The sequence below is a fragment of the Thalassospira australica genome (genome assembly GCF_000763295.1).
Classification (GTDB): domain Bacteria; phylum Pseudomonadota; class Alphaproteobacteria; order Rhodospirillales; family Thalassospiraceae; genus Thalassospira; species Thalassospira australica.
Window position 1 is genome coordinate 137,432 of record NZ_JRJE01000004.1, and the last position, 26,780, is coordinate 164,211.

The window sequence follows — 26,780 nt, forward strand, 5'->3', positions numbered from 1 at the left end:
GATCCAATGACCCACAAAAGGCTGCCTGATCAGGCAGCCTTTTGTGTTGTGTAAAGCCGCCCGCCACAACAGGGGGCAGAAACACCTGTGGTGCCCGGAAAACTGAGCGGTAAATCACGCAGGTGGCGCACTGCCAAAAATCCAAAACATTCCGCCTCGACCGCGTCCCCGTCCCAGTTCAACACATCGACTGAACGCACTCGAACGCCAAGCCGTTCGCCGAGTTTTGTCATGACATATGTGTTGTGGCGCCCGCCCCCACAGACAAACCAGCTTTTGGGCGCTGCGGGTAGGTGATTCACCCCGGCGACGATGGCCGCAACCGTACAATTGGCAAGCGTTGCCGCGCCATCCGACACATTCAGCTTGGCCTCGGTGACAAGTCCGTCAATACGCGCAGCCATATCTTCGCGATCAAGGGATTTCGGCGGAACGCGATCAAAATATGGATCTTCGAGAAATTTGACTTCGACCATCGGATCGCCATTTCCTGACGCGGCTGCTGCCCCGTTCAGGTCCACCGGGTTGCCGGTATGGCGCAACATCCAGTCATCAAGGCGCGCATTGCCTGGCCCGCAATCAAAGGCCAGCAGTTCCTCGTTGGTGTCAATATAAGTGACATTCGACACCCCACCGATGTTAAGTACCGCAACTGGCATCTCCACCCCGGCACTTTTCATAAGTGCAGCGTGGTAGACCGGTGCCAGTGGCGCGCCCTCGCCACCTGCAGCCACATCAGCCAGCCTGAAATCTGCCACCACGGGAATGCCGGTTTTCTCCGCCAGCATATGTGGCGTGCCGATCTGACGTGTCAGCCCGGAGGCCGGTTCGTGAAACACCGTCTGCCCGTGAAAGCCGATAACGCCAATATCACCTGCCGCCACCCCGGATTTTTCAAGCAACATGTTAACGGCACAAACATGAACCTGCGTCAGATCATCGGCAACCACATGTTCGCTATTGGTCGCACTGCGATTGCCAAAACAGGCCCGCATGTTTTCGCGTAGCTCCGGGGCATAGGGCACGAATACGGATTGATCCAGACGACGGACATTGATGCCATCGGTTTCAATCAGGGCCGCGTCCACACCGTCAAGCGATGTACCGCTCATCATGCCGATTGCTGTGATCCAGCCTTTTGGCGAACCGTCTGTCATCTCAAACTCCGTCCCGGAATATTCATCGTTTGGCACAGCCTAGGCTGAAATTATCGCGAATTCGTTACTCAGACATCAGATATGAAAGCCGATGCGTTGCCCAGAAGATGTTTTCTGTGCTAGATCATCGCCTCCGCGCCAAAAAGCGGGTCGAATTTTCAATCACAACCAACATAGCGCAAAAACCATGACTGAACTGAAGTCTGATTTTCTCCGCGTCATGAATGACCGCGGTTATATCCACCAATGTACTGATCTTGAAGGCCTTGATGCCTATGCATCGGATAATACGGTGGTGTGCTATGTGGGCTATGATTGCACTGCAGACAGCCTGCATGTCGGATCGCTTGTATCGATCATGATGCTGCGCTGGTTGCAGAAAACCGGTCACAAGCCAATCGTCCTGATGGGCGGCGGTACGACGCGCGTTGGCGACCCGACCGGTCGCGATGACGCCCGCCCGGTTCTGACCGATGAAATCATCGAAGCCAACATGGCTGGCATCAAAAAGGTGTTTCAGCAGTTCCTGACGTTTGGCGAAGGCCCGACCGATGCGGTCATGGTCAACAATGCCGACTGGCTTGATAAACTGAATTACATTGAATTCCTGCGCGATTTTGGCCGTCATTTTTCGGTCAACCGCATGCTGAGCTTTGATTCGGTCAAGCTGCGTCTTGATCGTGAACAGTCGCTGAGCTTCCTTGAATTCAATTACATGATCCTGCAGGCCTATGATTTTGTCGAACTGAACCGCAATTACGGCTGCACGTTGCAGATGGGCGGATCGGATCAGTGGGGCAACATCGTCAATGGTGTTGAACTTGGCCGCCGGGTGGATGAAAAATCCCTGTTTGGCCTGACCACGCCGCTGATGACCACCGCATCGGGCGCCAAGATGGGTAAAACCGCTGCCGGTGCGGTTTGGCTCAACGAAGAACGCCTGTCGTCCTATGACTACTATCAGTTCTGGCGCAACACCGAAGATGCCGACGTGATCAAGTTCATGCGTCTGTTTACCGAGATGTCGCTTGATCAGATCGCCGAATACGAAAAGCTCGAAGGATCGCAGATCAACGAAGCCAAAAAGGTTTTAGCATTCGAGGCAGTCAAACTGTGCCGCGGCGAAGAAGCAGCCCTTGCGGCCGCAGAAACCGCACGTAAAACGTTCGAAGAAGGCGTTCTGGCCGATGATCTTCCGACCGTTGAAATCGCCAAGGCTGATCTTGATGCCGGCATTGCGGCCTTTGATCTGTTCCGCCGTGCCGACCTTGCAAAATCGGGGGGCGAAGCCCGCCGTTTGATCAAGGGCGGAGGTGCGAAAATCAATGACGAGAAAGTCAGCGATGAAAACGCCAACATCACCGCTGATTCCGTGAATAGCGACGGTGTGATCAAGGTATCGGCGGGCAAGAAACGCCATGTGCTGATCAAACCGGTCTGATCACAGATCGCGTCTGAATTAAAAAGCCCCGCCGGATACCGTGCGGGGCTTTTTCGTGTTCAGACAACAATTGACCACGGATCAGATCTAACCCGGCTCCGCCCCGGTGATCAGGTTTCTAAATACGCCGGGCACAAAGGTTGAAAGCGGATTGACCGTAACATCGGGTTCATTCAGGTCGCCCTCAATCGTATAGGTCGGAGCAAAGATGCCACCGCCTTCTTCCCCGACCAGAAGATCCCCCAAAATCGGGATCGCGCCCAATGCTGAATTCAGCGCGTAAATCGGCACGATTGACCCGGCAAGGCGGATTTCGGATTTGGCCAGATCAATTGATCCATTTGCCGTCACCCCGACGGCCGAACCGTTTGCTGCAACCTTTGACATCGACAGCACATCATTGACGTAGGTAAAGCTGCCGGTCAGCTCGTTAAACGAGATGCCATTGCCCTGTAAGACATCGCCAAGCCCGGTTAAGGACGCGGCGCTGAGAACACGCGCTGCAATCGGTGCGTTGACGACACGAAACTCACGAAGACTAACCGTACCGGAAAATGGCTGGGCAAGGTCGCTTTCATCGACAGTGCCCTCGATGGTTAACCCACCGCCCAAAAGATTGTCATACATATCAACCGCACGCAGGAACCGACCGGCATCTTCGCTGGTCAATGTCACCTTGCGGGTTTGGAAATCTTCGCGGGTGACTTGGGCAAATACGTTATCGCGATCACCGAATGTTCCATTCAGGACAAGTCGGTCCCATTCCTGTCCCACGGTGTGAATTGACCCTCTGACTCCGTCAAGGAGTTCGCCATTGGCCATCACCATTTGTTCGATATTCAGAAACACCTCGGTGCTGCCACCAGTGCGCGCAGCCCGTTCGCCGATGCCCCCTGTTTTGGCCCCGGACGTATCGCCAGGGGGTTCAACTTCGTCATCCTCGGAGACAATCCACGGGGTTGCGATCAACTGGCGGGCCGTGATTTCAAGTTCGCGTTTGTCATTGTCCTGACGCAGGGTGATCTTGCCATCATTGAGAAGCGGCGCATCCCCCTTCATCAGAAACCCGCCGCCTTCGAGAGTAACAAGATAATTCTGATTATCTGTCCCGGCTTGTTCGGTTTCGTTGTCGCTTGCATCACCATCAATGAAAGGACGCAAATCAAACTGCGCACCCTGCAAATCAACACTTACCTGGCCGTTGTCATCGAGCCGAACGGTGCCGTTGATATCTGTATTTTCGCGAAAGCGGGTATCTTCGAACTCAAAGGCCCATTTATCAGCCATCGCGTTTTCGCCGCGCCAGTTTCCACGTCCTTTGGCCTCAAGTTCCGGGGCCATCAGTTCAAAGGAATAAAGGTCGCCCGCACCATCAAAATGCACGGCAACATCAAACTTCGACTGTCCGGAGACGCCGGGCTTCTTATGATAGGAAATGTTTTCCAGCGGGACAGAAACATTGACGTTTGCGAGATCAATATCCCCGACAACCCGGACTTGATCCGATGCCACCTTGATATCGATATCTCCTTGCGCCATTCCCGCAATATACGGCCCCGGATCAAGTTCAATATCGGGCAACACGCCAATATCCAGATCACCCGACAGGATATAGTGGCTTTTGACCGCTGCCTGCTCGTCGAAGTTTTCAACCCAGTTTATGTTGGTTGTGCCCGTACCGACCTTTGCTGCACCACCAAGTTCAAGGCCATTGTTATTGACCTGCAACTCAAAACTGCCATCGGAAATATCCATGCCGCGAAACGCCGATGTGATCGCGGCATTTTCAATACGCGATGCGGCCGCAACTTCCACGTCATCAAAGGTCACCGCGCGCAACAGCGGAAAATGCAATCGCACGCGGGTTGCCTGATCGCCGCTGATCTGTGCCGGGTCAATCCCAAGGCGGGTTGCGAAGCCAAGTGGCTGGGCTTCGATCAATTCAAGTGCCTTGCGCGCGCTGCCCTGGGCAACGATTTCGATATCGGCATATGGGACCGGTTCATCAAGTTTGGAAAAGATGATGCTGGCATCGGTAACCTGCAGGCCATCGGCTTCGCCACGATCAACAAAAATACTGAAACTGGTTTCATCAAATTCTGCCCGACCGGCAGAATTCAGGACCTTGGGCATCTCGCCGAGATAATCGACTGTCACCCCCGACATGGTCATTTGCCCGCCAAGGTCATCGAGAATGACGTCCCCTGCGTCATCCTGATGCAGTTCGGTATGCAGGGTTGCCTGATGAACAATCCCCTCAGACAGTTTGGAGACAACCCATTCACGGGCATCATAGCCAACACCTTCGGGCCACAAACGGTTGAGGTCATTGGTTGAAACATCCTTGGCAGATGCATCAAGCTCAACCTGCCACTGCCCGAAAGGTTCAAGAACAACGCCCTGAAGCTTTGCCGAGGCATCCCCGACAGTCAGTTCCACACCATCAATACTGAAACGACCGGGTACGAAACTTGTCCTGATCCGTCCGTCCGCCACCCGATAGGTCGCCCTGATTTCATCAGGGAATGTAATGATACCGGCGCCAACGGCAAGATCGGTTGCCGCCGACAGCAATTCACCATCGGCATCAAATTTTGCCCGCAGCTTGCCCGAAACAGGTACATAGGCATCGCGCAGTTTTTCAAAAACATCGGAAATGCTGATCAGGTCGGACAGTTCAATCTCGCCCAGATCAGCTTCAAGCTGCACCTCGCCAGTTTCGATGCTGTAATCACCGGTGACCCGCACCTGTGTTGCCACGTCGCCCGCACTTACCTGCAGGGAGGCCTCTGCGCCAATACCAAATGCCCGGCGCGACAAAAGAATATCAGCCTGTGGAGCAGCCCAGACGATCCCGATTTTCTCGTCGCGGACTTCAAGGTCGGCATTGACGACGCCGAAACTTTCAAAATAGGCCGCTGCGGGAACATCCGTGCGTTCACCTGACAGAATGGCAAAAACATCATGCAGGAATCTGGAACCTGATTGTTCTGCGGGTGCGACCGGATCTTCGGTCGTGGCGGGTGTTGCTTCTGTGGCAACGCCATCTGATTGCGCCGTTGTCGGCAGATCAATTGTGACAGATGAGCCACGCCCCTTTTCATAGGGCTGATCACCTGAATTGGTTTGTTCGCTGATATCAGCACCACCGGACTGATCTGCGGCATCAAATGCGGCCTCTTCTGCGACATAGCCAATATCGATCTTGCCGTCCGCACTGCGTTCAAGGCGAATGCGCGGACCAATCAGGTTAAGCTCCCGAAGTGCGAGAACACCTTCAAAAAGGGCCTTGCTTGAAAAAACAACGTCTGCTTCGGGGATATGAAGGATTTCCTGATTACCGGGACCAAAGATGCTGACATCACGCAAACCGACATCAAATTTTTCATCCCAACCGCGCCAACGCAAAACAACATCTTCCACCGCCAGATGGTTGTCACCCATCGACTGGTTGAGATGTTCGACAAGATACGGGGTGAGACGATGAAGCGACACGGGTTCCTGCGACAGCCGCCAGATCGTGACGGCTGCAAACACGCCGACAAACAGGACGATGGCTGATAAAGTCAGCGCCAGCCATCCGGCAAAGGTCTTAACGTGGCGCACTCTTTGTACCCTGTGTTCCCGGTGTCATATGCAGCAATGTCAATGATCAGCTATTGTTAGCATGGCTGTCCAACGTCTTGGGGCAACCATATTACCTGAAAGTTCCAGACAATACTTGATCCATACCTCTTTTTGTTCGATCACAGAAAAGCTAGAGTTGTCCTGTTGATCAGGGCATCCAGCCCCTTGCAGAAATCATGCAATCAGGCGCAACACTTTGAATAGCGCGGTTCGTTACCGTTTCGCAATACAAGGAACGCAAAAAGTGTCTCTTTCCTGGATTCCACAGGACCTGCCCCAGCCCTTTGATTCCGACCGCGTCACCAACGCGTTTGAACGCTGGACGGCCTTGGGCGATCGCCCGGCATTTGAAAATCTGGCAGCAAAAATTGGCGATATTGCGTCCAATGTCCAGTTTCGGGGTGTCTTGTCCGCACTTTTTGGCAACAGCCCGTATCTGACCAACCTGTGTTTGCGTGATCCCGATGTGGTCTGTGATGTGTTTGACAACGGCCTTGACCGGGCTTTTGCCAATGCCCTTGATCCGGTACGCATCAGCGCAGATGCCAGCGGCCTTGATCAACCGACCACCATGGCAACTGTACGTCGCGCCAAACGCCGCGCCGCGCTTGTGATTGCCATTGCCGATATCTGCAAGGCATGGCCGCTTGAAAAGATTACTTCTGCCATCAGCGACACGGCAGAAGTCACCCTTGATTTCACCATTGCCCATTGCCTGTCTGCCGTGGCGAAATTGCGCAAATATGACCTGCCGAACCCGGAAAACCCGCTTGAAGGATCGGGTATTTTTGCCATTGGCATGGGGAAGCTGGGTGCTGGTGAACTTAACTATTCATCTGATATCGACCTGATCTTTCTCTATGATCAGGATGTGGTCACCTATATCGACCCGGATCGCATTCATCAGGATCTTGTTCGCATGGTGCGCGACATTACGCGCATCATGGAAGAACGCACGGGCGACGGATATGTCTTTCGTACCGATCTGCGCCTGCGCCCCGATCCGGCATCAACCCCGCCGATCATGTCGATGCTGGCGGCAGAAACCTATTATGAAACCGTCGGGCAGAACTGGGAACGTGCGGCCATGATCAAGGCGCGCATTGTCGGTGGTGATCGGGTGTCGGGCGATCAGTTCCTTGAAATTCTACGCCCGTTTGTCTGGCGCAAACACCTTGATTTCATTGCTATTCAGGACATTCATTCGATCAAGCGCCAGATAAATGCCCACAAGGGTGGCAGCAAGATCAACATTCCCGGCCACAACATCAAACTGGGCCGGGGCGGCATTCGCGAGATCGAGTTTTTTGCCCAGACCCAGCAACTGATCTGGGGCGGGCGCGAAGTGGCCCTGCGGGGCAAGGCAACCTGCGACACATTACGCACCCTGACCGAGTTCGGACAGGTATCTGAAAAAGTCCGTGATGAAATGCTTGCGGCCTATGATTTTCTGCGCACGGTCGAACACCGTTTGCAAATGATCAATGACCAGCAGACCCAGACCCTTCCCGATACTGACGACGGGTTGCTGGCCCTTGCGACCTTCCTTGGCTACAGCGCACTTGATGACTTCAAGCTTGATCTGTTGGGGCATCTGCGCAACGTCGAAAGCAACTATGCCGAACTGTTTGAAGATGACACGACCCTTGCTGGCACGACTGGAAACCTTGTGTTCACCGGCACCGAAGACGATCCCGAAACCCTGACCAACTTGCGCGAGATGGGGTTTGAGAATGCGGAAAATGTTTCTGTTACTGTGCGCGGATGGCATCACGGGCGTTACCGCGCGACCCGATCGCGCCGTGCACGCGAAATCCTGACCGAACTGATGCCAACCCTGCTCGAAGCGTTGGGTAGGACCACCAACCCGGATATGGCATTCCGTGCCTTTGACGAATTTCTTAAAGGCTTGCCTGCCGGGGTTCAGTTATTCTCGCTGTTTACCGCCAATCCGCAATTGCTTGAACTTCTGGCGCAAATTGCCGGAACGGCCCCGCGCATGGCAAAATATATCGGGCGGAATGCTGCAGTACTGGATTTCGTACTGATGTCGGGATTCCACGAAGAAATGCCTGACGCGGACGCCATGATCGCAGAACTGGACGCGCGCCTGTCACGCGAAGACATGGTCGAAGACTGGCTGGATGCTGCGCGGCGCTGGGCCAACGATCAAAAATTTCAGATTGACGTGCAAACCATTCAGAACCGCCATACTCCCCATGAAGCAGGACGTGCCTTGGCCGATGTTGCAGACGTTGCCATTCGCGCCCTCTTCCCGCGTATCGCCAACGATTTTGCCACCAAACACGGCGCATTTTCAGATGGTGGATTGGCGGTATTTGCGCTTGGAAAACATGGCGGGCAGGAACTTTCCCCCGGATCTGACCTTGATATGGTGTTCATCTATGATGTGGCCGATGACGCCGATGAGTCTGATGGTGAAAAGCCCCTGTCGCCCGGCCATTATTTCATCCGGCTCAGCCAGCGATATATCAACGCCCTTTCCGCCCCGACCGCCGAAGGGGTTCTGTTTGAAACCGACCTTAGGCTGCGACCAAGCGGGTCCAAAGGCCCGCTTGCGACCCATTTCAAAAGTTTTGAAACCTATCAAAACAACGAAGCCTGGACGTGGGAGCATATGGCACTGACCCGTTTGCGACCGGTTTATGGCCCCAAGGCACTTTGTGACAAGGTTCTTGCAACAACCAGCGCAGTTTTGCGCAAGAAACGCGACCCCGACAAACTTGTCCGGGCGGTGTATGACATGCGCAACCGCATGGATGCCGGCAAGGGTGACAACCATCCCTGGGCGATCAAAATGCGCCGTGGCGGGTTGGTTGATCTGGAATTCATCGCGCAATATCTGCAGCTGCGCCATGCCCATGACCACCCGGAAATCCTGTCACCCACGACGCGCGTGGTGTTCAAAAATCTTGGCGCAGCAGGCATTCTTGAGGAACAAGAAGCAGAGTTTCTGGCAAATGCCGGTTCATTCTGGCTGGCCTTGCAGGCGATGTTGCGCCTGACCACCGAGGGGCCATTTAAGCCTGAAAGTGCCAGCGAAGATTTGCAGAAGATGTTGGCCAATGCCGGAAAATGTGATGACTTTGCAAGCCTTCAGGACAAGATGGAAACCACGGCAACAACGATCAAACAAATCTTTGACCGTATCATCACAGTACCCGGAGAGAAGGCCGCATCAACCGAGCAGCCTTCGCAAGGCAAGGAATGATCCAACAGCGCTTGCAACGCTTATAAGGCATTGTATTTTACCCCGGATCGGGACGCATGGGCCGCAAAAACATGCGTATTCGCGCCCCGAACCGCAACGCACAGAAAAGGATTGAACATGACAGTTGATGTTGGTGACAAGGCCCCGGATTTTGACCTGCCGACAGATGGCGGCGGCAACGTAAAACTGTCTGATCTGGCGGGGAAACCGGTGGTGATTTACTTCTATCCAAAGGATATGACCCCCGGCTGCACGACTGAATCCTGTGAGTTTCGCGATGCAGAACCCGATTTTGGCGCCGTGAACGCACAGATCATCGGCATTTCTAAAGACAGCGCCGAACGCCATGACAAATTCAAGGCCAAGCATGACCTGAACTTCATTCTTGCTTCCGACGAGAATGGCACCACCTGCGAGGATTATTGTGTCTGGAAAGAAAAGAACATGTACGGCAAGAAATTCATGGGCATTGAACGATCCACCTTTGTCATTGATGGCGACGGCGTCATTCGCAATGCCTGGCGCAAGGTCAAGGTCAAAGGCCACGTTGCCGAGGTACTTGAAGCCGTAAAGGCCCTTTAAGAACGCCTTTATCAAATATCGCGGCCCGGCAACCAGTAGCCGGGCCTTTTTCTTTTAATGGCAGAAAATCGTTTCAAGTCAGGTTTCTGGCGCATACCGTCAACACTGATTTTGTTGCCTTGCCTTGTTTGTCGGGATAGAAATTCGATATGGGAGTATTGGGTGCATGGTTTTTCACCCAATTGGAGAAAACAAACCGGCATCCGGTAAGGCAGGTACACCAATGAACAAGAATGTTGTTGATCTAGACGATCAAATGCTGGCCGACTTTCGCGACGAAGCGAACGACATTATCAGTTCCATCGACGTTCATGTGCAAAATGCGCGCAGCAAAAACGACCCGGCCCATCTAACCGCCATTCAGCGCGAGGTTTTCAATCTGCGATACAAGGGCAAATCGGTTGCCGCCCCGCTGATCAATCTGGCCAGCCACCGCCTTGCAGACTATGTCACGACGTGCAAAGACCTTAACGAAGGCGCAATTGAAGACATTCAGGCATTTGTCGATAAAATCCAGTCCTTGCTGGATGGTGACATCAGTGCCGGTGGTGCTGATACCGCTGAATTCGTGCGTGAACTGCCCTCCAAACGTGCCCCTGATATTGACCCCAACTGGCTTAAACAGGCCAATGTCGAAGCGCTGCTTGTGATCCCGCAGCGCTCCATGGCCACCATTGTTGAACGCGAACTGGCAGCTTGCGGCTATCGCAGTTCTGTTTCCCAGACGTCTTTTGAAGCCATCGAACTGGCTGTGCGCACGCGCCCGGATTTCATCATCGTTGCCAAAACCATTGATGAACTTGACGGCGTGGACCTTGCCAATGCCCTGCAATCGATGCCCAAAACCCGTGGCATCCCGACCGCGGTTCTGACATCGGATGCCCCCAACCATCCGTCGCTTCAGGACCTGCCATGCCGCACAGCCATCATTCGCAAGGGCAATGCATTTGGCGATGATCTGGCAGAAGCACTGGCGCGCTTTAACATCACCTGATCCTATAACATTCAAGAAATTCAGGGGCGGCTGCACATTGATTGCAGGCCGCCCTTTTCATTGATCATTGACCCGGTGTGATGCAAGTGGCAGACACTGCACAACGATTATCCCCACAGCCAAGCAAACGATCATGACCCAATTGACCCTTGCCGAAGCCGCCAAAAAGGCATTACTGACCGAAGATGCCCCCCAAAAGGCCGATGTCACCGCCGAGATGGCTGCACTTTGGCGCGATGGCAAGATCACCGAAGTTGGTTCAACCGATTTGCCCGATCGTCCCGGTCGCCCGGCACGCCCGGAACTATTGCCGCCCAACAAGATGCCCAAACGTAAAAAAGGCAGCGTTCAGGGCCGGATCGGGCTTTTGCATGCGCTGGCCCATATTGAACTTAATGCCATTGATCTGGCGTGGGATCTGTGTGTGCGCTTTCCCGAGGCCGACATGCCGCGCGATTTTTACGATGCATGGGTGCAGGTTGCCGACGACGAAGCGCGCCATTTCAAAATGATCAACAAACGTCTTGGTGAATTGGGTGCGACATATGGCGATCTGCCTGCCCATGACGGATTGTGGCAGACATCAATGGATACGGCCTATGACATTCTACCGCGTCTGGCCGTGGTGCCGATGGTGTTTGAGGCCCGTGGCCTTGATGCCACCCCGCCAACCATCGAGCGGCTTTTGGCCCATGGGGACACGGAAAGTGCCCGCATCCTTAAAATCATCGCCCATGATGAAATCGCTCATGTGGCGGCGGGCCGCAAATATTATGAATATGTCTGCGATCAGCGCGGCCTGCCCTATTACACTACCTGGCATGACATGCTGCGCAAACATTTCCGTGGCCCGCTAAAACCGCCCTTCAACGACGAAGCACGTTACGAGGCCGGGATGCCGCCCGATTACTATCAGGACTATGTCCTTGAATTGCCGGAAATCGACGGCGAGTAGAGCCAACCGATCGCATTTTAAAATTATATCATCAGGCAATTGATTCACCTCATGGTGGCGACGGGTGAAATTGCCGACACTCCTTTGTGTGAGAATTGACGAAAAGCACGATCTTTTTCCTGTCATCAGCACGGAGTTGTCCCCATGCCCTCCACCATGAAAGCCGCTGTCGTTCGCGAATTTGGCAAGCCGCTATCGATCGAAGAAGTCACGGTGCCAAAGGTCACACCCGGAAAAATCCTGGTAAAGATCGAGGCATCCGGTGTCTGCCACACCGACCTTCACGCCGCCGAGGGCGACTGGCCCGTCAAGCCTAACCCGCCCTTCATTCCCGGTCACGAAGGGGTTGGCATCGTTGCCGAAGTTGGCGACGGCGTATCATCCGTCAAGGAAGGTGATCGTGTCGGCGTGCCATGGCTGCATTCGGCCTGTGGTCATTGCCATCACTGCATCACGGGTTGGGAAACGCTTTGTGGCGAACAGATTAATACCGGATATTCCGTCAATGGTGGTTTCGCCGAATATGTTCTGGCAGACCCGGACTATGTCGGCCACCTGCCCGACCCGCTTGAATTTGGCAATGCCGCACCCGTTCTTTGTGCCGGTGTGACGGTCTATAAGGGGCTTAAGGAAACCGAATGCAAACCCGGTGAAACCGTGGTGATTTCCGGTATTGGCGGACTGGGTCATATGGCCGTGCAATACGCCAAGGCGATGGGCATGAAAGTTATCGCCGTTGACATTGCCAACGAGAAACTCGAACTCGCCAAAAACCTTGGTGCGGACTGGACCCTTAATGCGGCCGAGGCCGATGTGGTTTCTGAGGTGCAAAAACAGATGGGCGGTGCCAATGGTGTGCTGGTAACAGCAGTTTCGCGGGCGGCCTTTAAACAGGGTGTCGGCATGCTGGGCCGGGGTGGCACAATGGCGCTTTGCGGCCTGCCTCCGGGCACGTTCGAGCTTGATATTTTCGATACTGTCCTGTCGCGCAAAACCATCAGGGGATCAATTGTCGGCACCCGTGCAGACCTGCAGGAAGCGCTTGATTTCGCCGGTGATGGCAAGGTGCATTCGCACTTCACGACCGAACCGATGGAAAACATCAACTCGATCTTTGACCGCATGCGCGATGGCAAGATCGATGGTCGTATCGTCATGTCGATCTGATCAGGCGTCACACGACTTCGACTCACTATCCAAAGGCTGCTGGAAGGCAGCCTTTTATTTTGACTTCAGGCCGCCTTTGCCCGCATGGCGGCCTCGTGATCAAGCAACCATTTCTTGCGCGCCAGCCCACCGGCATAGCCGGTCAAGGTGCCGTTTGAACCGATCACCCGATGGCATGGCACTATGATCGAAACCGGGTTAAGCGCATTGGCGCGCGCCACCGCACGAACGGCCTTGGAATTGCCCAACTGATCCGCAAGCCCGGCGTAAGACACGCTTTGTCCAATCGGGATCGTGATCAGGCCATCCCAGACTGATTTCTGAAACGCCGTCCCGACCATTGTAATCGCATCCACGGGTAGTCGTCCGACGCGGCCGTCAAAGTACCCATCCAGCCATTCAATGATCGGTGATGGTGCCGTTCCGCCTTCAGTCCATTCAAGATTTTTGAATCGACGGTTCTGGATGGTGCGCAAGCGTTCGTCATTGTCTTCGAAATCAAGATGCACCAGCTTGTCATCCATAGACGCAAGCGAGAGTTCCCCGATTGGACTGGCATAACGCACGACATTGATTTGTGGGGGGATTTGCTTGGACATCTTTATTCTCCTTCCAATGCGGACCAAAGATACTGCGCGGCATAGGCCCGCCATGGCCGCCAGTTTTCCGAAATGCTTTCAAGTGCATTGGCTTTGTCCGGGCCGCCGCCCATGCCAGATGCCTTAAGAATACCCAGATCCGCGGCCGGAAAAGCATCCGGATCGCCAAGCCCGCGCAGACCAAAGTAATTCAATGTCCAAGGACCGATCCCCTTGATCGCTGTCATGGCCGCAATAAGGTCATCACCGGATTTTTGATCGCAATCTGGTTGGGCAAAAAGATCAATCACATCGGCAAGGGTTTGAGCCCGGCGCGTCGTCAGGCCGATCGGCATCAGTTCCTGTTTCATCAGGCCTTGCGGCGTCGGAAAGACATGGGTGATGCCGGTTCCCCCCACCAGATCATCGGGCAAAGCTTCGCCAAAACGGGCGACCAACCGCCCAGCCAAAGTACGGGCGGCGGCAACCGAAACCTGTTGGCCCAGCACAGCACGAAGGGCAAGTTCAAAACGATCCCAACATCCGGGCACCCGAAGGCCGGGACGCTTTGCGACCAATGGCCCAAGCAACGCATCCTGCGTAAATTGCATGGTGATGGACGGCACATCCGCATCAAGATCAAACAACCTGCGCACCCGTGCGCCAATTTCAAGCACCGCTTCGCGAGCCGGACCACGCAAGATGACATCAACACCACTTTGATCGGTACTGAAGTGACAGATCATCAAGCCGACCCGGCCATCAATTTTGAAACCACGCGCATAAATGCGGTCACGAACGGTCTCCAGGCCGGGAATGGCACGTGCGCGGAAGAAAGCCAGAAGATAGTCGGCATCAAACGGTTGGCGGGCGCGGAGCCGCAAAATCAAATCATCACTGCGTGCCGCAAACGGATCATCTGTCCCGGCAGTTTTCCGGGCATTAGTTTTGATGCCGCGGCGAAAGGCGGTTGGCGCCTGCCCATAGGCCTGTTTCATGGCGTCATTGAAGCGCCGCAGGCTGCCAAAACCGGCAATGTCGGCGATTTCCGTCATGGTCAAGTTGCTATCAACAATCAACTGACGTGCACGCAGCAAACGCCGTGCCTTGGCATGTTCCTGCGGGGTGACGCCGGTATGTTCCTTGAATATCCGGCGCAAATGGCGATCCCCCACCCCAAGGCGGTCAGCAAGATCGGCAATTGAACCGTTTTCCAGTGCGCCCTGATCAATCAGGCGCACCGCACGAACGACCGAGGCATGGACACCGGCACTGGCCGGACTTCCGGGGGCAGCTTCGGGCCGACAGCGCAGGCATGGGCGAAAGCCATGTGCGATGGCGGCCTCCGCACTGGGATAAAATTCCACATTATCGCGCTTGGGCGTGACTGCCGGGCAGATCGGGCGGCAAAAAATCCCGGTGGTCCGAACGGCAGTATAAAACCGTCCGTCAAACCGACGATCGCGGGTTTTGAGTGCCTGATAGCAGATATCGTTATTGAGCTGTTCCATGCCCGGCAGTTTAGCAGAATTGATCAGCAAAACTCGCCAGATTCGGACTCAGACGTAAAACATCTAGTTCAGCGGAATGTCGTTATCGGATTTGCTGTCCTGATACAGCGCAGACAGACGATCATACTCATCGGAAATCGCCTTGGCGCGGGCCAGATAGGCTTCTTTTTGATCCTGGGGCTGCTCAGCGACCGTTGCCATCATGGAATAGCTGTCCCAAAAGGCATTGGATTTATTGTATTCGCCATCTTCAAGGGTGAAGACTTCTTTCATGATCTTCAAATCATGCGGTATGGCAAAGGCATCGCGTGAGTCTTCGTAAGAAAAGAAATAATAGAAATTGTCAAACCCGGCCCAGGTAATGGCCGACAGGCACATGGAGCATGGCTCATGGGTCGAAAGGAAAATCAGCTCCGACGTCGCCGGGCGCTGATCGGCGGGAATTTCATAAAACCGCTTAAGGCAATGGACTTCACCGTGCCACAGCGGGTTTTCGGTTTCATTGTTGGTCTCGGCAATCACCAGTGACAGATCATCCTTGCGCAGGATCGCCGCGCCAAACAGCTTGTTGCCGTCCGAGACGCCCGCACGGGTTTTGGGCAGAATGTCATCTTCGAGCACGCAAAACAGACGTTCGAGGATTTTCTGATCGGCTTTGCTATCTGACATGTTGGCGGCCCTGGCGTCTGGTGATTTCACAATGTCACCATTTCACCGTGTCCGGGCCGCCAAGCCAACCAGTTTTTCATCCAGACGGTCGCGAAACTGCCTATTGATTGGCTTTACAATCAAAGACCACGCAAGATTCCATCATTGTCTGGTTCTTGTCGCCTTTCGGGCGGAACAGGAACATAGAAGTCACGGTCAAGAAGCGTTGTGACCGCAATCAGTGTCGGCGATTTGGTATCGCGCACCTTGGTGATCAAGGCATGATCCACCGGAGCCATTTCACGGATTTTGACCACTTCGAAAATCGGACCGTTCGGGGTTGCAAGTTTGAACTGATCGCCAACGGCGACCGGACCAAGAGAGTGTTGAGCCATTTTTGACTTCACCTGAATTTATATGTTTGCTCCGCAGCAGACTGCCAATTACCGGAACGATACCGGCTATTTGTTATCGGTTGGCAGATCCCGCTCAGGCACACCGTGGCAAAGCTATCCGGCAATTGTGTGACAGAAACGGGGTTTTTCAGGGCAGCCCCATATTTTCTGCGGCTTTTGAGATGATACAAAAACAAACACCCCGCCAAATTTCGGCGGGGTGTTTGTAACTTCAAACGGTTAGCACCGCCCAATCAAAAATCGATCAATCGATGTCTTCGATCTCACCAGCTGATCCAGTGACCTTTGCGGCCAGTGCGGCTGCCATAAAGGCATCCAGATCGCCGTTCAGAACGCCCTGGGTATCGGATGTTTCCGTGCCTGTACGTAGATCCTTGATCATCTGATAGGGCTGCAGGACATAAGAGCGGATCTGATGGCCCCAACCGATGTCGGTTTTGCTGTCTTCGACAGCCTGGGCTTCGGCTTCGCGTTTTTTCAGCTCTGCCTCATACAGACGGGCCTTCAGCATCTTCATCGCCGTGTCGCGGTTTTTATGCTGTGAACGGTCATTCTGACACTGGGCAACAATCCCGGTCGGAATATGGGTCATACGCACAGCAGAATCGGTTCTGTTGACGTGCTGACCACCGGCACCCGATGCACGATAAGTATCGACACGAAGATCCTTATCAAGGATTTCGATTTCGATATTGTCATCAATCACCGGATAGACCCAAACCGACGAGAAGCTGGTATGGCGGCGCGCAGAACTGTCATAGGGCGAAATACGCACCAGACGATGCACACCCACTTCGTTCTTCAGCCAGCCATACGCATTATGACCGGAAATCTTGTAGGTCACTGATTTGATGCCGGCTTCCTCGCCATCGCTTTCTTCAAGCATCTCAAGCTTGTAGCCTTTGGACTCTGCCCAACGGTAATACATGCGTGCCAACATCGATGCCCAATCCTGGGCCTCTGTGCCACCGGCACCAGCATGGATTTCAAGATAGGTATCGTTGGAATCCGCTTCGCCCGAAAGCAGGCTTTCAAGTTCACGCTTGGCGGCAATCTCGCGGATCGAACGCAGGGCTTCTTCGCCCTCTTCGACCGTTTCCGCGTCGCCCTCGGCTTCGCCAAGTTCGATCAGTTCGATACTGTCATCAAGTTCCTGAGCGAGCTTTTTATAGCCATTGATGGCATCATCAAGCTGGGTCCGTTCACGCATGACTTTCTGCGCGTTAGCCGCATCGTCCCAAAGGGTCGGGTCTTCGGCAAGTGCGTTCAGTTCGTCCAGGCGTCTATGAGCGTTATCCCAGTCAAAGATGCCTCCTCAGCAGTGCCATCGACTGCTTGATTTCATCGACCAATGCCTGTGCTTCAGCGCGCATTGATGTCTCCGTTAATATCTTCAAATTCGTTGGGCCACACAGATCGCGTGGCAACTTCGGCGCCGCTTATAGCAGTTTTTATCGTCCTTGAAACCCCCGCAACAACGCAAAAACCCGGCACCATTCTGATGCCGGGTTTGCGATGTCTTGGTCCCAGAATGACCGAAAGAATCAATAGATCCCACCGGGTCCGGAAATGGCGCCGCCCCCGCTGTCGGAACCGCCAGAACCGCTATATCCACCATCAATGACATTGTCATTCGATGCCGGAATGGTGCCGGGCTTGAAGGCTTCCCAAATAACATCATGATCGCCGGGACGTGCGGGAAGTCCGGTACGGGCTTCAACGCGGACCATGCGAATACCCGGCGGGGTACGGAACGGAATGGCTTTGGTGCCTTCAAGCGCACCGCGCATGAATTCTTTCCAGATCGGGGCGGCTGCACTTGCACCTTGTTCCTTTTCGCCAAGCGATCTGTTGTCATCAAAGCCGACATAAACGCCAACGGCCAAATCCGGCGAAAATCCAACAAACCATGCATCCCGCGAATCATTGGTCGTACCGGTTTTGCCCGCCAGCGGATAGCCAAGCTCGGCAATACGACGCCCCGTCCCGCGCGAAATAACGCCTTCCATGATGTGAACCATCTGGAACGCACTTGCCGGGTCGGTAAGTTGTTCGCGGGTGTCAGGCAGATCAGGTGGCATCTGATTGCGGAACGTCACGTCCTGACATTGCGCACATTCACGTTCATCACGGCGGTAAATTACATTGCCGCGACGGTCCTGAATGCGGTCAATCAGGGTCGGTGTGATTTTCTTGCCACCATTGACCATCTCGGCATAGGCCGAGGTCAGACGCATCACCGTGGTTTCCGCAGCCCCAAGCGACATCGACAAAACATCAGGCATTTCGTCGACAACACCAAACCGTTTGGCATAATCAACAACCGTCGGCATGCCGATGGTCTGGGCCAGCCGCACCGTCATCAGGTTTCGGGATTTTTCAATCCCAAGACGCATGGTCGATGGACCATAGAACTTGCCGCTATAGTTGCCCGGCTTCCATTTGCCAAGCCCCGGTCCCTGATCAATCACAAACGGCGCATCAAGCACCAGTGTCGACGGGGTAAAACCCTGATCAAGGGCGGCGAGATAAACGAACGGTTTAAATGCCGACCCCGGCTGACGACGGGCCTGTGTGGCGCGGTTGAATTTCGAAAGATCGTGGGAAAAACCACCCGACATCGCCAGGACACGCCCCGTGTGCGGGTCCATCGCGACAAGACCACCATTCACATTCGGAATCTGACGCAAACCATACGTGTTGGGCGGGAGTTTCTCGCCATCAAGTTCGGCAAAATGTTTGACATAAATGACGTCACCCGGCGCAAGTACATCTGACGGGCTGTTGACCACAGGACCAAGGGTCTGGCCCTTTTGCCACGGACGTGCCCACGTTAGGAAGCGCAGCGGAATACGGCCCTGTTCGCCATTCATCAGGCCAAGGGTTGCTTCATTGGCATCGGTGCCAAGAACAACCGCCCGATCCCACGGAATATCCGACGGGGTTTCGACTTCACGCAGCGCCTGCTGCCAATTGCCAGAAAGATCAATGTTTGTAATCGGCCCGCGCCATCCATGGCGACGATCATATTCAACAAGCCCGTCAAACAGCGCCTTGTCGGCAACATCCTGCAATCGCGGCACAACGGTCGAGCGTACCGAAAGCCCACCATCATACAGCATCCCCTCGCCATAACGGTCGACCAGTTGGCGGCGGACTTCTTCGGCAAAGAAATCTGCCTGATAGGTATCAACCGACTGGCGGGTTTTGGCTTCTAGCGGGGTGGCCCATGCCTGTTGGGCTTCGGCCTCTGTGATGTATTTTTCTTCCAGCATCCGGCCAATCACCCAGTTACGACGGGCCTTGGCTTCGTCGTGGTTGCGCACCGGATGGTAGTTGGAAGGCGCCTTGGGCAAAGCAGCAAGATAGGCCGCTTCTTCGACATTCAGCTCATCAAGCGACTTGTCGAAATAGCGCAAGGCCGCTGCGGCCACGCCATAACTGCCACTGCCCAGATAAATTTCGTTCAGGTAAAGTTCAAGGATGTGTTCCTTGGAAAAGGTCCGCTCGATACGAAATGACAGGATCGCTTCCTTGATCTTGCGTTCGTATGAAACTTCGTTGGTCAAAAGGAAGTTTTTGGCAACCTGCTGGGTAATGGTGGATGCGCCTACCGGGCGTTTGCCCGTTCCGATATTGACCACATTGGTAACCGCCGCACGCAGAACAGAGGCGAAATCAATCCCCGGATGGGAAAAGAAGTTTTTATCCTCTGCCGCGACAAAGGCATCGACGACCTTATGTGGAATGGCGGTGATCGGCACAAAGACACGTTTTTCACGCGCATATTCGGCAATCAGTGCCCCGTCTGACGCATGAACACGCGTCATGACCTCGGGCTCGTAATTTTCAAGCTGGGTGTAATCGGGAAGTCCCTGACCAAAATGCCAGAAAATCGCCAGAACGCCGGCACCACCCGCAACGCCCATCAAGAACAGAAAGCCAAAAATACTTAGTAAAATGCGCATGTAAGCAGGTCTTTTTCATTTTGTTGGCCTGATCCGATCAGGGGCATATTCATGCACTCTTATCGGAAATGCAATGTCCCGGCAGACATTTCGCCCGTCTGTGCCGAAAACCCGGATTTGCCTGCATTATAGCGGCAAAATAATGACGAGGTTGTGACAGCCGCCACGCCCGGCGGTTTTTTTCTGCGCAAAACGCAACACGCAAATGCCCTGCGCCCCACTCTATGCACGGCCCGAAGACCGCAAGCACGATGGCGGAACACGACTTTTGAAACTCGTGGTTCTCGAAATAGACATCAATTGCGCGCGTGACGGCTTCGGCAATTTTTTGCTAAGTGCCGGTCTAGCCTCAACGCTTTCGGTTCACTCAATTGCCAACAGTAATTCCTATATTTGCCAACGCTTGTCCTTCATCTCCGGTACCGTTTGACTGCACGCCAAGGACGTCTGCAACACTGTCGAGCAGAACCAAAGCCCGATCCTTCTTATCATTGTCAGCAGTCAAGCGAGCATTTACCACTTTCGTGAGTTCAGTCGCTGATGCTCCTCGCACCGACAGGAAGACCTCAGCCAAATTACGCAATTGGTTCCGCGTAAAAGCTCCTGATTGTCCATATGCAAGACTGTAAAGTTCCGAGGATACTGTAGACAACCGCTCTGCCTGCTTTGGGAGTTCAACGTTAGGCTTAAACGGTGCTACATCGACACTTTTTGCGATGATGTCTGCCAAATATATTGGGGAGCAGGTCAGGTGGTAGCTGCGCAATTGGCCTTCGGCTTCTGGATAACTCTTGTAAGTCGTGGCTTCTACTCTCAGGGTGTTTGCAAGTTCCTTGCGCGCCTCGACCACCTTCTTATGAAGTGATGGCAAAGCTGGGCTGAGCATGAACCGTTCATTGAACAGTTCGAAGCTGGCGTTACCCGCGCCTAGCGCAATAGCAAGACCACCCAATGCTTCCGAGCTTGCGTCTAACAATCCAAGTGTAGCGCCAGCTGCATTGCCAATCATGTTCATCGCGCCCTGCGCCATTTCTGTGTCTTTCGACAAGCGATGCAAGGTAGCAAACAAAATATCGCAGGCAGCGTCAGACGCAGCAATTGTCGTGGCAGAAAATGCGTAAAAGTTTGCCTTCTGCTCCTCAACATCAGCAGCAGGCTCAATCGCATCTTGTTGAGCCAACAAAAACTGACCGAAGATCGTTTCGATCTGATTATCGCCTGTTTTAAATTCTTTTCTCTCGAGTGTTTCAGGGTCATTTGCGAACAATGGGTCTATGACCACCTTGTTCCGGTAACGATCTAGTTCACAGCCAGAAACTAACAAAGCTGAGAACACAATACTGATTGTGAATGTGTATTTTTTTAACTGCATAAATTTCTCCCCCGGAGATTATGCAGCTTGCCGCCCCAACAACACAAAGATAACCTTAGGTTGATATTGTATCAACACAAAACCACCAAGAAAACCTACAACGTTAAAACTTGTGCTTCTCGAAATAGATATCAATTGCCCGCATGACGGCCTCGGCAATCTTTTTGCGATGGGCGGGGCTTTGCAGCAGCTTGGCATCCGTCGCATTCGAAAGATATCCCATTTCAAACAGTGCCGAAGGAATATCAGGGGCCTTCAGAACCGCAAACCCGGCAAACCGATGGGTCCTGCGTTGCAATTCAATGCTTTGCGAAAGCTGTGTCACCATATTGGCCGCCAAGGTCGCCGACAGGTTCATGGTTTCACGTTGGGCCAGATCGATCAGGATGCTTTGCACCAATGTATTTTCCGATGAAAGATCAACACCGGCTATGACGTCGGCCTTGTTTTCCTTTGATGCCAAAGCTGCGGCTTCTTTATCCGATGCGTTTTCAGACAGGGTATAGACCGATGCTCCGCGATGTTTCGGGTTGGCAATCGAATCAGCATGCAGGGAAATGAACAGGTCAGCGTTGTTTTTGCGTGCAATTTCAACCCGCTGACGCAGCTTCAGGAACACGTCCTTATCGCGGGTCAGCAATACGCGGTAGCGCCCGGATGCGGTTAGTGTTTCGGCAAGTTGACGGGCGGCGGCAAGGGTCAGGTCTTTTTCATAGACATTGCCAACACCAATCGCACCGGGATCCACCCCGCCATGCCCAGCATCAATCGCGATCAGCGGTTTTTCATCGCCCCCACGACCAGATTGAACCGCAACATCAACACTTTGTTCGGTGGCACTGGTGTCGTTGCGGCTGCGTGCAGAATAGGCTTCCATGCTTTCGCGCGACGCTGTCAGAAAGGCTTCGCGCCCGGTCGGCTTTAAATCGACCACCAACCGGTTAGGCGCACCTCCCCCGGGCGGGAGTGAGAAAATCTTGGAAACAAGGGATGGTTGGGCAACATCAAGAACAACGCGGAATGTACCTGGCTTAAACAGGCCATAGCGCAACCCCGAAATCAGCCCGCCGCCCGATGTAACCTTGCTTGGCGGCGCGTTCCAGTCGATCTCGGGCATATCAATGATGATGCGATAGGGGTCCGGCAGCAGGAAATAGGTAAACTCCACATCCCGATCAAGGTCGATCACAAAACGCGTGTAGTCGGGATAAACCCCAAGACGCGCCCCAAGAACCTTTGCTGTCTGAGCATGGGCCGAAGACACGATCATCTGGGCTGAAAACAGCAGCATAAACAACATCATCACCGTTTTTGCCAGCGTTGCAAAAATCGTGATGGATGGTGTTTTTCGCACCTTGAAAAGTGAAATTGCGTGCCGTGAGATCATCTGTCGTTTAAGCGCCTGTTGCCCTGCAAAAACATTTGTTCACCGCTTATAGCAACGCGTTGGTTAACGGGCAATTGACCAAAACCATATCTTGTCTGGCGGGCATATCACATATCCGTCAACATGCTTTACACATGTGCATCGGACAAAAGCGGTTTCTTTTCATATATTTGCTGGAAATTGATCGCGAATGGCGAAAACGTGCGGATTTTTTCGTGTTTTTTAATGCCACTGTCAGAAAGTCGTTACACAGAGCAACAAAACTGTTTGTCGCAGGCGCATAAAAGGGATATGTTGCTCGCGAGATTCCTAAATGCTTTGTGGTAAGCAACCAAAATGCCACCAGGCTGAGGACGCGACGAGTTCAGTTCTTACGGTCGGTGTCTCGGTGACGCGGCAATTCCCGCTCCCGATAGAGCCCTCCTTAAAAAGGCTGTCTTGGCGCGCTCGAAAAGACACGCAATCTATTATTTTGTTTCAACACCAAAACCAGGTCCAACCGGAAGAGCAGCCGACACGCGATGACCCAGAGACATACAGGACATATCGCGACCTTTATGGGCGGCGCCTCCGGACATGCCGGTTTGTTTGCATATCAGCGCAACTGCGCCCATAGCATTGAACTGGCGGGACCCTCAGGAACAGGTTCCGAATGGTCAAACGTATGCTTATCGACGCAACGCACGCGGAAGAAAGCCGCGTCGTTGTTATTGACGGAAATCGCTTAGAAGAATACGACGTCGAGACATCGACGAAAAAACAAATCAAGGGCAATATCTATCTCGCGAAAGTCACGCGGGTAGAACCGTCACTTCAGGCGGCCTTTGTTGACTATGGCGGAAACCGCCACGGTTTCCTTGCCTTCAGCGAAATTCATTCCGATTATTACCAAATCCCGGTTGCAGACCGCGAAGCAATTGCGCAGGGCCACGCCCAAAGCAATAAGCAGGTCAAAGACGCTGAAATCGTCGAAGACAATATCGGCGAGACCGAAGACAGCGCGAAAAAAGACAAAAAACCATCCCGTTCACGTTCGCGTCGCAAGCCGCGTGCGAAGGACGAAGCAACTGATGCGCCTGAGGCAGAAACCACTGAAACCTCTGCTGAGGCCCCTGCCCCAAGTGATGCAGCCACCGATACCGGCGCAACCGGTGACGAAGAAGACGCAAAACCGCGTCGCCGTCGCCCGCGCAACCGTCGCAAGAAAACCGAAGACACCGATGCATCCGCCAACGACGCATCGACCGACGACACATCGGCTGATGCCGCACCTTCGTCTGAAGGAAATGGCGACACCGGGTCTGATGGCGATGACACCCCGACCGGTGGCAATGCCGCCATGTCGGCCGAAGTCGCGGAACTGGACGTTGATGTTGATGCCGACAGTGACGGCGCCGACAGCAGCAACGAAGTCACCGCACTTGACGCCAATGCCGACGTTGAAGAAGACATCGAAGACCTTGGCGGTGATGACAGCGACGAATTCGTCGAATCGCACAGCCGTCAGCTTCAGAAACGCTATAAAATTCAGGAAGTGATCAAACGCCGCCAGATCATTCTGGTTCAGGTCGTCAAGGAAGAGCGCGGCAACAAGGGTGCTGCTCTTTCAACCTTCCTGTCGCTGGCCGGTCGTTATTGCGTCCTGATGCCAAACACCCCGCGTGGTGGCGGCATTTCGCGCAAGATCACCAATGCCAAGGACCGCAAGCGTCTGAAATCCATTCTGGCCGAACTGGAAATTCCGGACGGCATGGCCGTCATTGTTCGAACTGCCGGTGCAGAACGGACCAAGGCCGAAATCAAACGCGACTTCGATTATCTGATGCGTTTGTGGGATCGTATTCGCGAAACCACCCTTCAGAGTCAGGCACCGTGTCTGATTTACGAAGAAGCCGATCTGATCAAGCGTTCCATCCGTGACCTTTATGCACGTGATGTTGATGAAGTTCTGGTCGAAGGTGACGAAGGTTACCGGGTTGCCAAAGACTTCATGAAGATGTTGATGCCATCACATGCCAAGCGTGTGCAGCCCTATAAAGATCAGGGCGTGCCGCTGTTCCACCGCTTCCAGGTGGAAAGCCAGCTTGATGCGATGCTCAATCCGGTCGTACAGCTTAAATCCGGTGGTTACCTTGTCATCAACCCGACCGAGGCACTGGTCGCGGTTGACGTCAACTCCGGCCGGTCGACCCGTGAACGCAATATCGAAGAAACCGCATACAAGACCAACCTTGAAGCGGCCGAAGAACTGGCACGTCAGCTTCGCCTGCGTGACCTTGCCGGTCTGATCGTTGTCGATTTCATCGACATGGAAGATCACCGCAATCAGGCATCGGTTGAACGCAAGCTTAAAGAAGCCATGCGAAATGACCGTGCCCGACTGCAGATCGGTCGCATCAGCCCGTTTGGCCTGCTTGAAATGTCGCGTCAGCGCCTGCGCCCGTCGCTGGTGGAAAGCGCGTTTGAAGTTTGCACCCATTGCCGCGGTGTCGGCCTTGTACGTTCGATTGAAAGTGCAGCCCTTCATCTGCTGCGCGTGATCGAAGAAGAAGGCATGCGTCGTCGTTCCGGCGCGCTGACCGTTCACGTCGCAAGCGAAGTTGCCCTTTACATCCTGAACCGCAAACGCGATTCACTGGGCGAAATCGAAAGCCGTTACGGCTTTAGCGTCATGATCTTTGGCGATGACAGCCTGATTTCGCCAGATCACCGCATCGAGCGTACCCGTGCGAAAAAAGGCGATGAGATCGAAGACGCAACCCCGGTTCTCAATACCGACAGCGTTTCGCTGACGGCGATTGAAAACCCGGTTGATACCGACGACGAAGAAGTAGAAGAAGAAACCGAACGTTCTGAACGGCCTGAGGATGACGATCAGGGCGGTAAACGCCGCCGTCGTCGCCGTCGCCGTCGTGGCCGCAATGATGACCGTGATGATCGCAACACCGATCAGCAGCAGGAAGCATCAAACGAAGCTTCGGAAGAGTCTGACAATTCTGATCGCGCCAACAATGAAGACGACGATGAAGAAAGCCAACGCAAGCGCCGCCGTCGCGGCAAGCGTGGTGGTCGTCGTCGTTCGCGTCGTCAGGACTTTGAAGGCAACCGTACCCGTTCCCCGCAGGATGATCCGGCCTTGACGGCAGCACGCCGCAACCGCGATCACGAAGCACCGGACGGCACTGCCGAAGACACCGTTATCGATGCCGATAGCGATGGTCAGGATGCTGACAACTTTGACCAGGAAGGTGTTCGTGCCGGTCGTTCGCGCAGCACAACCGCACCGGCCCCGGCCCGTCCGCGTCGTGATCGCAATGACAACCGCCGCAACCGTCGTGACCGCAACAACCGTTCGGATCGCAATGACGAGGGCAATGATCGCGATGTGAAGAACATCCCGATCCAAAGCGGTCCGGCCCCGGAAGCACCTGCTGACAGCAAACCGGAAGCAGCAAGCGCACCGTCATCTGCCCCGGCAGAAACCAGCGCACCAGCACCGACACCTGCTCCAACGCCAGAAGCGCCGAAAGCAGAAAAACCTGCTGGGCAAGCAAAAGCTCCGGAACCGGCAAAGGCTGAGACGCCCGCAACGGCACCAGAACCGGCCCCTGCACCTGCTGCAGAGCCGACCCCGGCTGCAGAACCGGCGAAGGATGAAAAACCCAAGCCGAAGAAACGCGGCTGGTGGAGCCTTGGTCGCTAAGGCCAGATACCAGACAACACAAAAGGGCTGCTCATTGAGCAG

General features: G+C 54.1%; 17 protein-coding genes. 7 read left to right on the forward strand and 10 right to left on the reverse strand.

Annotated elements, in window-relative coordinates:
* Positions 1–29: 29 nt before the first annotated feature.
* Positions 30–1,157, reverse strand: coding sequence for an anhydro-N-acetylmuramic acid kinase (locus tag JF44_RS0103355; protein ID WP_033067695.1), 1,128 nt, complete (start codon positions 1,155–1,157; stop codon positions 30–32).
* A gap of 187 nt (positions 1,158–1,344) precedes the next feature.
* Here JF44_RS0103355 and tyrS point away from each other — a divergent pair, with 187 nt between their 5' ends.
* Complete coding sequence (tyrS, locus tag JF44_RS0103360; protein ID WP_033067531.1) at positions 1,345–2,598, forward strand: tyrosine--tRNA ligase; 1,254 nt, start codon at positions 1,345–1,347, stop codon at positions 2,596–2,598.
* A gap of 87 nt (positions 2,599–2,685) precedes the next feature.
* On the opposite strand, the gene JF44_RS0103365 is transcribed toward tyrS, so the two are convergent.
* Positions 2,686–6,204 carry a YhdP family protein gene (locus tag JF44_RS0103365; protein ID WP_033067532.1) on the reverse strand — a complete coding sequence of 1,173 codons (3,519 nt, stop codon included), beginning with the start codon at positions 6,202–6,204 and terminating at the stop codon, positions 2,686–2,688.
* 265 nt (positions 6,205–6,469) lie between these two features.
* Here JF44_RS0103365 and JF44_RS0103370 point away from each other — a divergent pair, with 265 nt between their 5' ends.
* From JF44_RS0103370 to adhP, 5 genes are all read left to right on the forward strand, one after another.
* Entirely contained in the window at positions 6,470–9,457 is a 2,988-nt protein-coding gene (locus JF44_RS0103370) for a bifunctional [glutamine synthetase] adenylyltransferase/[glutamine synthetase]-adenylyl-L-tyrosine phosphorylase (protein ID WP_033067533.1), read from the forward strand.
* Between the two features lie 117 nt (positions 9,458–9,574).
* Positions 9,575–10,039 (forward strand): thioredoxin-dependent thiol peroxidase, encoded by a 465-nt coding sequence (bcp, locus tag JF44_RS0103375; RefSeq protein WP_033067534.1) that lies wholly within the window; start codon positions 9,575–9,577, stop codon positions 10,037–10,039.
* A 223-nt stretch (positions 10,040–10,262) separates the two neighbouring features.
* Positions 10,263–11,033, forward strand: coding sequence for a response regulator (locus tag JF44_RS0103380; RefSeq protein WP_033067696.1), 771 nt, complete (start codon positions 10,263–10,265; stop codon positions 11,031–11,033).
* Between the two features lie 133 nt (positions 11,034–11,166).
* Positions 11,167–11,988, forward strand: coding sequence for a ferritin-like domain-containing protein (locus JF44_RS0103385; RefSeq protein WP_052065416.1), 822 nt, complete (start codon positions 11,167–11,169; stop codon positions 11,986–11,988).
* A gap of 144 nt (positions 11,989–12,132) precedes the next feature.
* A complete protein-coding gene (gene adhP / locus JF44_RS0103390; protein WP_033067535.1) occupies positions 12,133–13,155 on the forward strand; it encodes an alcohol dehydrogenase AdhP in 1,023 nt (340 codons plus the stop codon).
* Between the two features lie 65 nt (positions 13,156–13,220).
* Here adhP and JF44_RS0103395 read toward each other — a convergent pair whose 3' ends face one another.
* From JF44_RS0103395 to JF44_RS0103430, 8 genes are all read right to left on the reverse strand, one after another.
* Positions 13,221–13,754, reverse strand: a complete 534-nt coding sequence (locus tag JF44_RS0103395) for a methylated-DNA--[protein]-cysteine S-methyltransferase (RefSeq protein WP_033067536.1) — start codon at positions 13,752–13,754, stop codon at positions 13,221–13,223.
* A 2-nt stretch (positions 13,755–13,756) separates the two neighbouring features.
* Positions 13,757–15,274, reverse strand: coding sequence for a DNA-3-methyladenine glycosylase 2 family protein (locus JF44_RS0103400; RefSeq protein WP_238318359.1), 1,518 nt, complete (start codon positions 15,272–15,274; stop codon positions 13,757–13,759).
* A gap of 33 nt (positions 15,275–15,307) precedes the next feature.
* The gene (locus JF44_RS0103405; RefSeq protein ID WP_033067538.1) at positions 15,308–15,913 is read right to left on the reverse strand and encodes a nucleoside deaminase; all 606 of its coding nucleotides are present in this window, start codon (positions 15,911–15,913) and stop codon (positions 15,308–15,310) included.
* 119 nt (positions 15,914–16,032) lie between these two features.
* The gene (locus JF44_RS0103410; RefSeq protein WP_033067539.1) at positions 16,033–16,287 is read right to left on the reverse strand and encodes a hypothetical protein; all 255 of its coding nucleotides are present in this window, start codon (positions 16,285–16,287) and stop codon (positions 16,033–16,035) included.
* Between the two features lie 265 nt (positions 16,288–16,552).
* Positions 16,553–17,681 (reverse strand): peptide chain release factor 2 gene (gene prfB / locus JF44_RS0103415; RefSeq protein WP_156111582.1). Its coding sequence is split into 2 segments (ribosomal slippage): positions 16,553–17,611 and positions 17,613–17,681, totalling 1,128 coding nucleotides; the frame shifts between segments, so codons are not numbered across the junction.
* A gap of 171 nt (positions 17,682–17,852) precedes the next feature.
* Positions 17,853–20,276, reverse strand: a complete 2,424-nt coding sequence (locus JF44_RS0103420; RefSeq protein ID WP_033067541.1) for a penicillin-binding protein 1A — start codon at positions 20,274–20,276, stop codon at positions 17,853–17,855.
* Positions 20,277–20,643: 367 nt separating this feature from the next.
* Positions 20,644–21,648 (reverse strand): hypothetical protein, encoded by a 1,005-nt coding sequence (locus JF44_RS0103425; RefSeq protein WP_033067542.1) that lies wholly within the window; start codon positions 21,646–21,648, stop codon positions 20,644–20,646.
* Between the two features lie 103 nt (positions 21,649–21,751).
* Positions 21,752–23,035, reverse strand: coding sequence for an N-acetylmuramoyl-L-alanine amidase (locus tag JF44_RS0103430; protein ID WP_238318360.1), 1,284 nt, complete (start codon positions 23,033–23,035; stop codon positions 21,752–21,754).
* Positions 23,036–23,687: 652 nt separating this feature from the next.
* Between JF44_RS0103430 and JF44_RS0103435 the strand changes: the two genes are divergently transcribed.
* Entirely contained in the window at positions 23,688–26,738 is a 3,051-nt protein-coding gene (locus tag JF44_RS0103435; RefSeq protein ID WP_033067543.1) for an Rne/Rng family ribonuclease, read from the forward strand.
* Positions 26,739–26,780: the final 42 nt, after the last annotated feature.

What these genes read in the sequence shown, in the direction of transcription:
- JF44_RS0103420 (WP_033067541.1), bottom strand. Translation starts at nt 20,276, where the DNA reads ATGCGCATTTTACTAAGTATTTTTGGCTTTCTGTTCTTGATGGGCGTT.
- JF44_RS0103430 (WP_238318360.1), bottom strand. Translation starts at nt 23,035, where the DNA reads ATGATCTCACGGCACGCAATTTCACTTTTCAAGGTGCGAAAAACACCA.
- JF44_RS0103425 (WP_033067542.1), bottom strand. Translation starts at nt 21,648, where the DNA reads ATGCAGTTAAAAAAATACACATTCACAATCAGTATTGTGTTCTCAGCT.
- JF44_RS0103395 (WP_033067536.1), bottom strand. Translation starts at nt 13,754, where the DNA reads ATGTCCAAGCAAATCCCCCCACAAATCAATGTCGTGCGTTATGCCAGT.
- JF44_RS0103410 (WP_033067539.1), bottom strand. Translation starts at nt 16,287, where the DNA reads ATGGCTCAACACTCTCTTGGTCCGGTCGCCGTTGGCGATCAGTTCAAA.
- JF44_RS0103405 (WP_033067538.1), bottom strand. Translation starts at nt 15,913, where the DNA reads ATGTCAGATAGCAAAGCCGATCAGAAAATCCTCGAACGTCTGTTTTGC.
- JF44_RS0103385 (WP_052065416.1), top strand. Translation starts at nt 11,167, where the DNA reads ATGACCCAATTGACCCTTGCCGAAGCCGCCAAAAAGGCATTACTGACC.
- JF44_RS0103355 (WP_033067695.1), bottom strand. Translation starts at nt 1,157, where the DNA reads ATGACAGACGGTTCGCCAAAAGGCTGGATCACAGCAATCGGCATGATG.
- bcp (WP_033067534.1), top strand. Translation starts at nt 9,575, where the DNA reads ATGACAGTTGATGTTGGTGACAAGGCCCCGGATTTTGACCTGCCGACA.
- adhP (WP_033067535.1), top strand. Translation starts at nt 12,133, where the DNA reads ATGCCCTCCACCATGAAAGCCGCTGTCGTTCGCGAATTTGGCAAGCCG.
- JF44_RS0103380 (WP_033067696.1), top strand. Translation starts at nt 10,263, where the DNA reads ATGAACAAGAATGTTGTTGATCTAGACGATCAAATGCTGGCCGACTTT.
- tyrS (WP_033067531.1), top strand. Translation starts at nt 1,345, where the DNA reads ATGACTGAACTGAAGTCTGATTTTCTCCGCGTCATGAATGACCGCGGT.
- JF44_RS0103435 (WP_033067543.1), top strand. Translation starts at nt 23,688, where the DNA reads ATGGTCAAACGTATGCTTATCGACGCAACGCACGCGGAAGAAAGCCGC.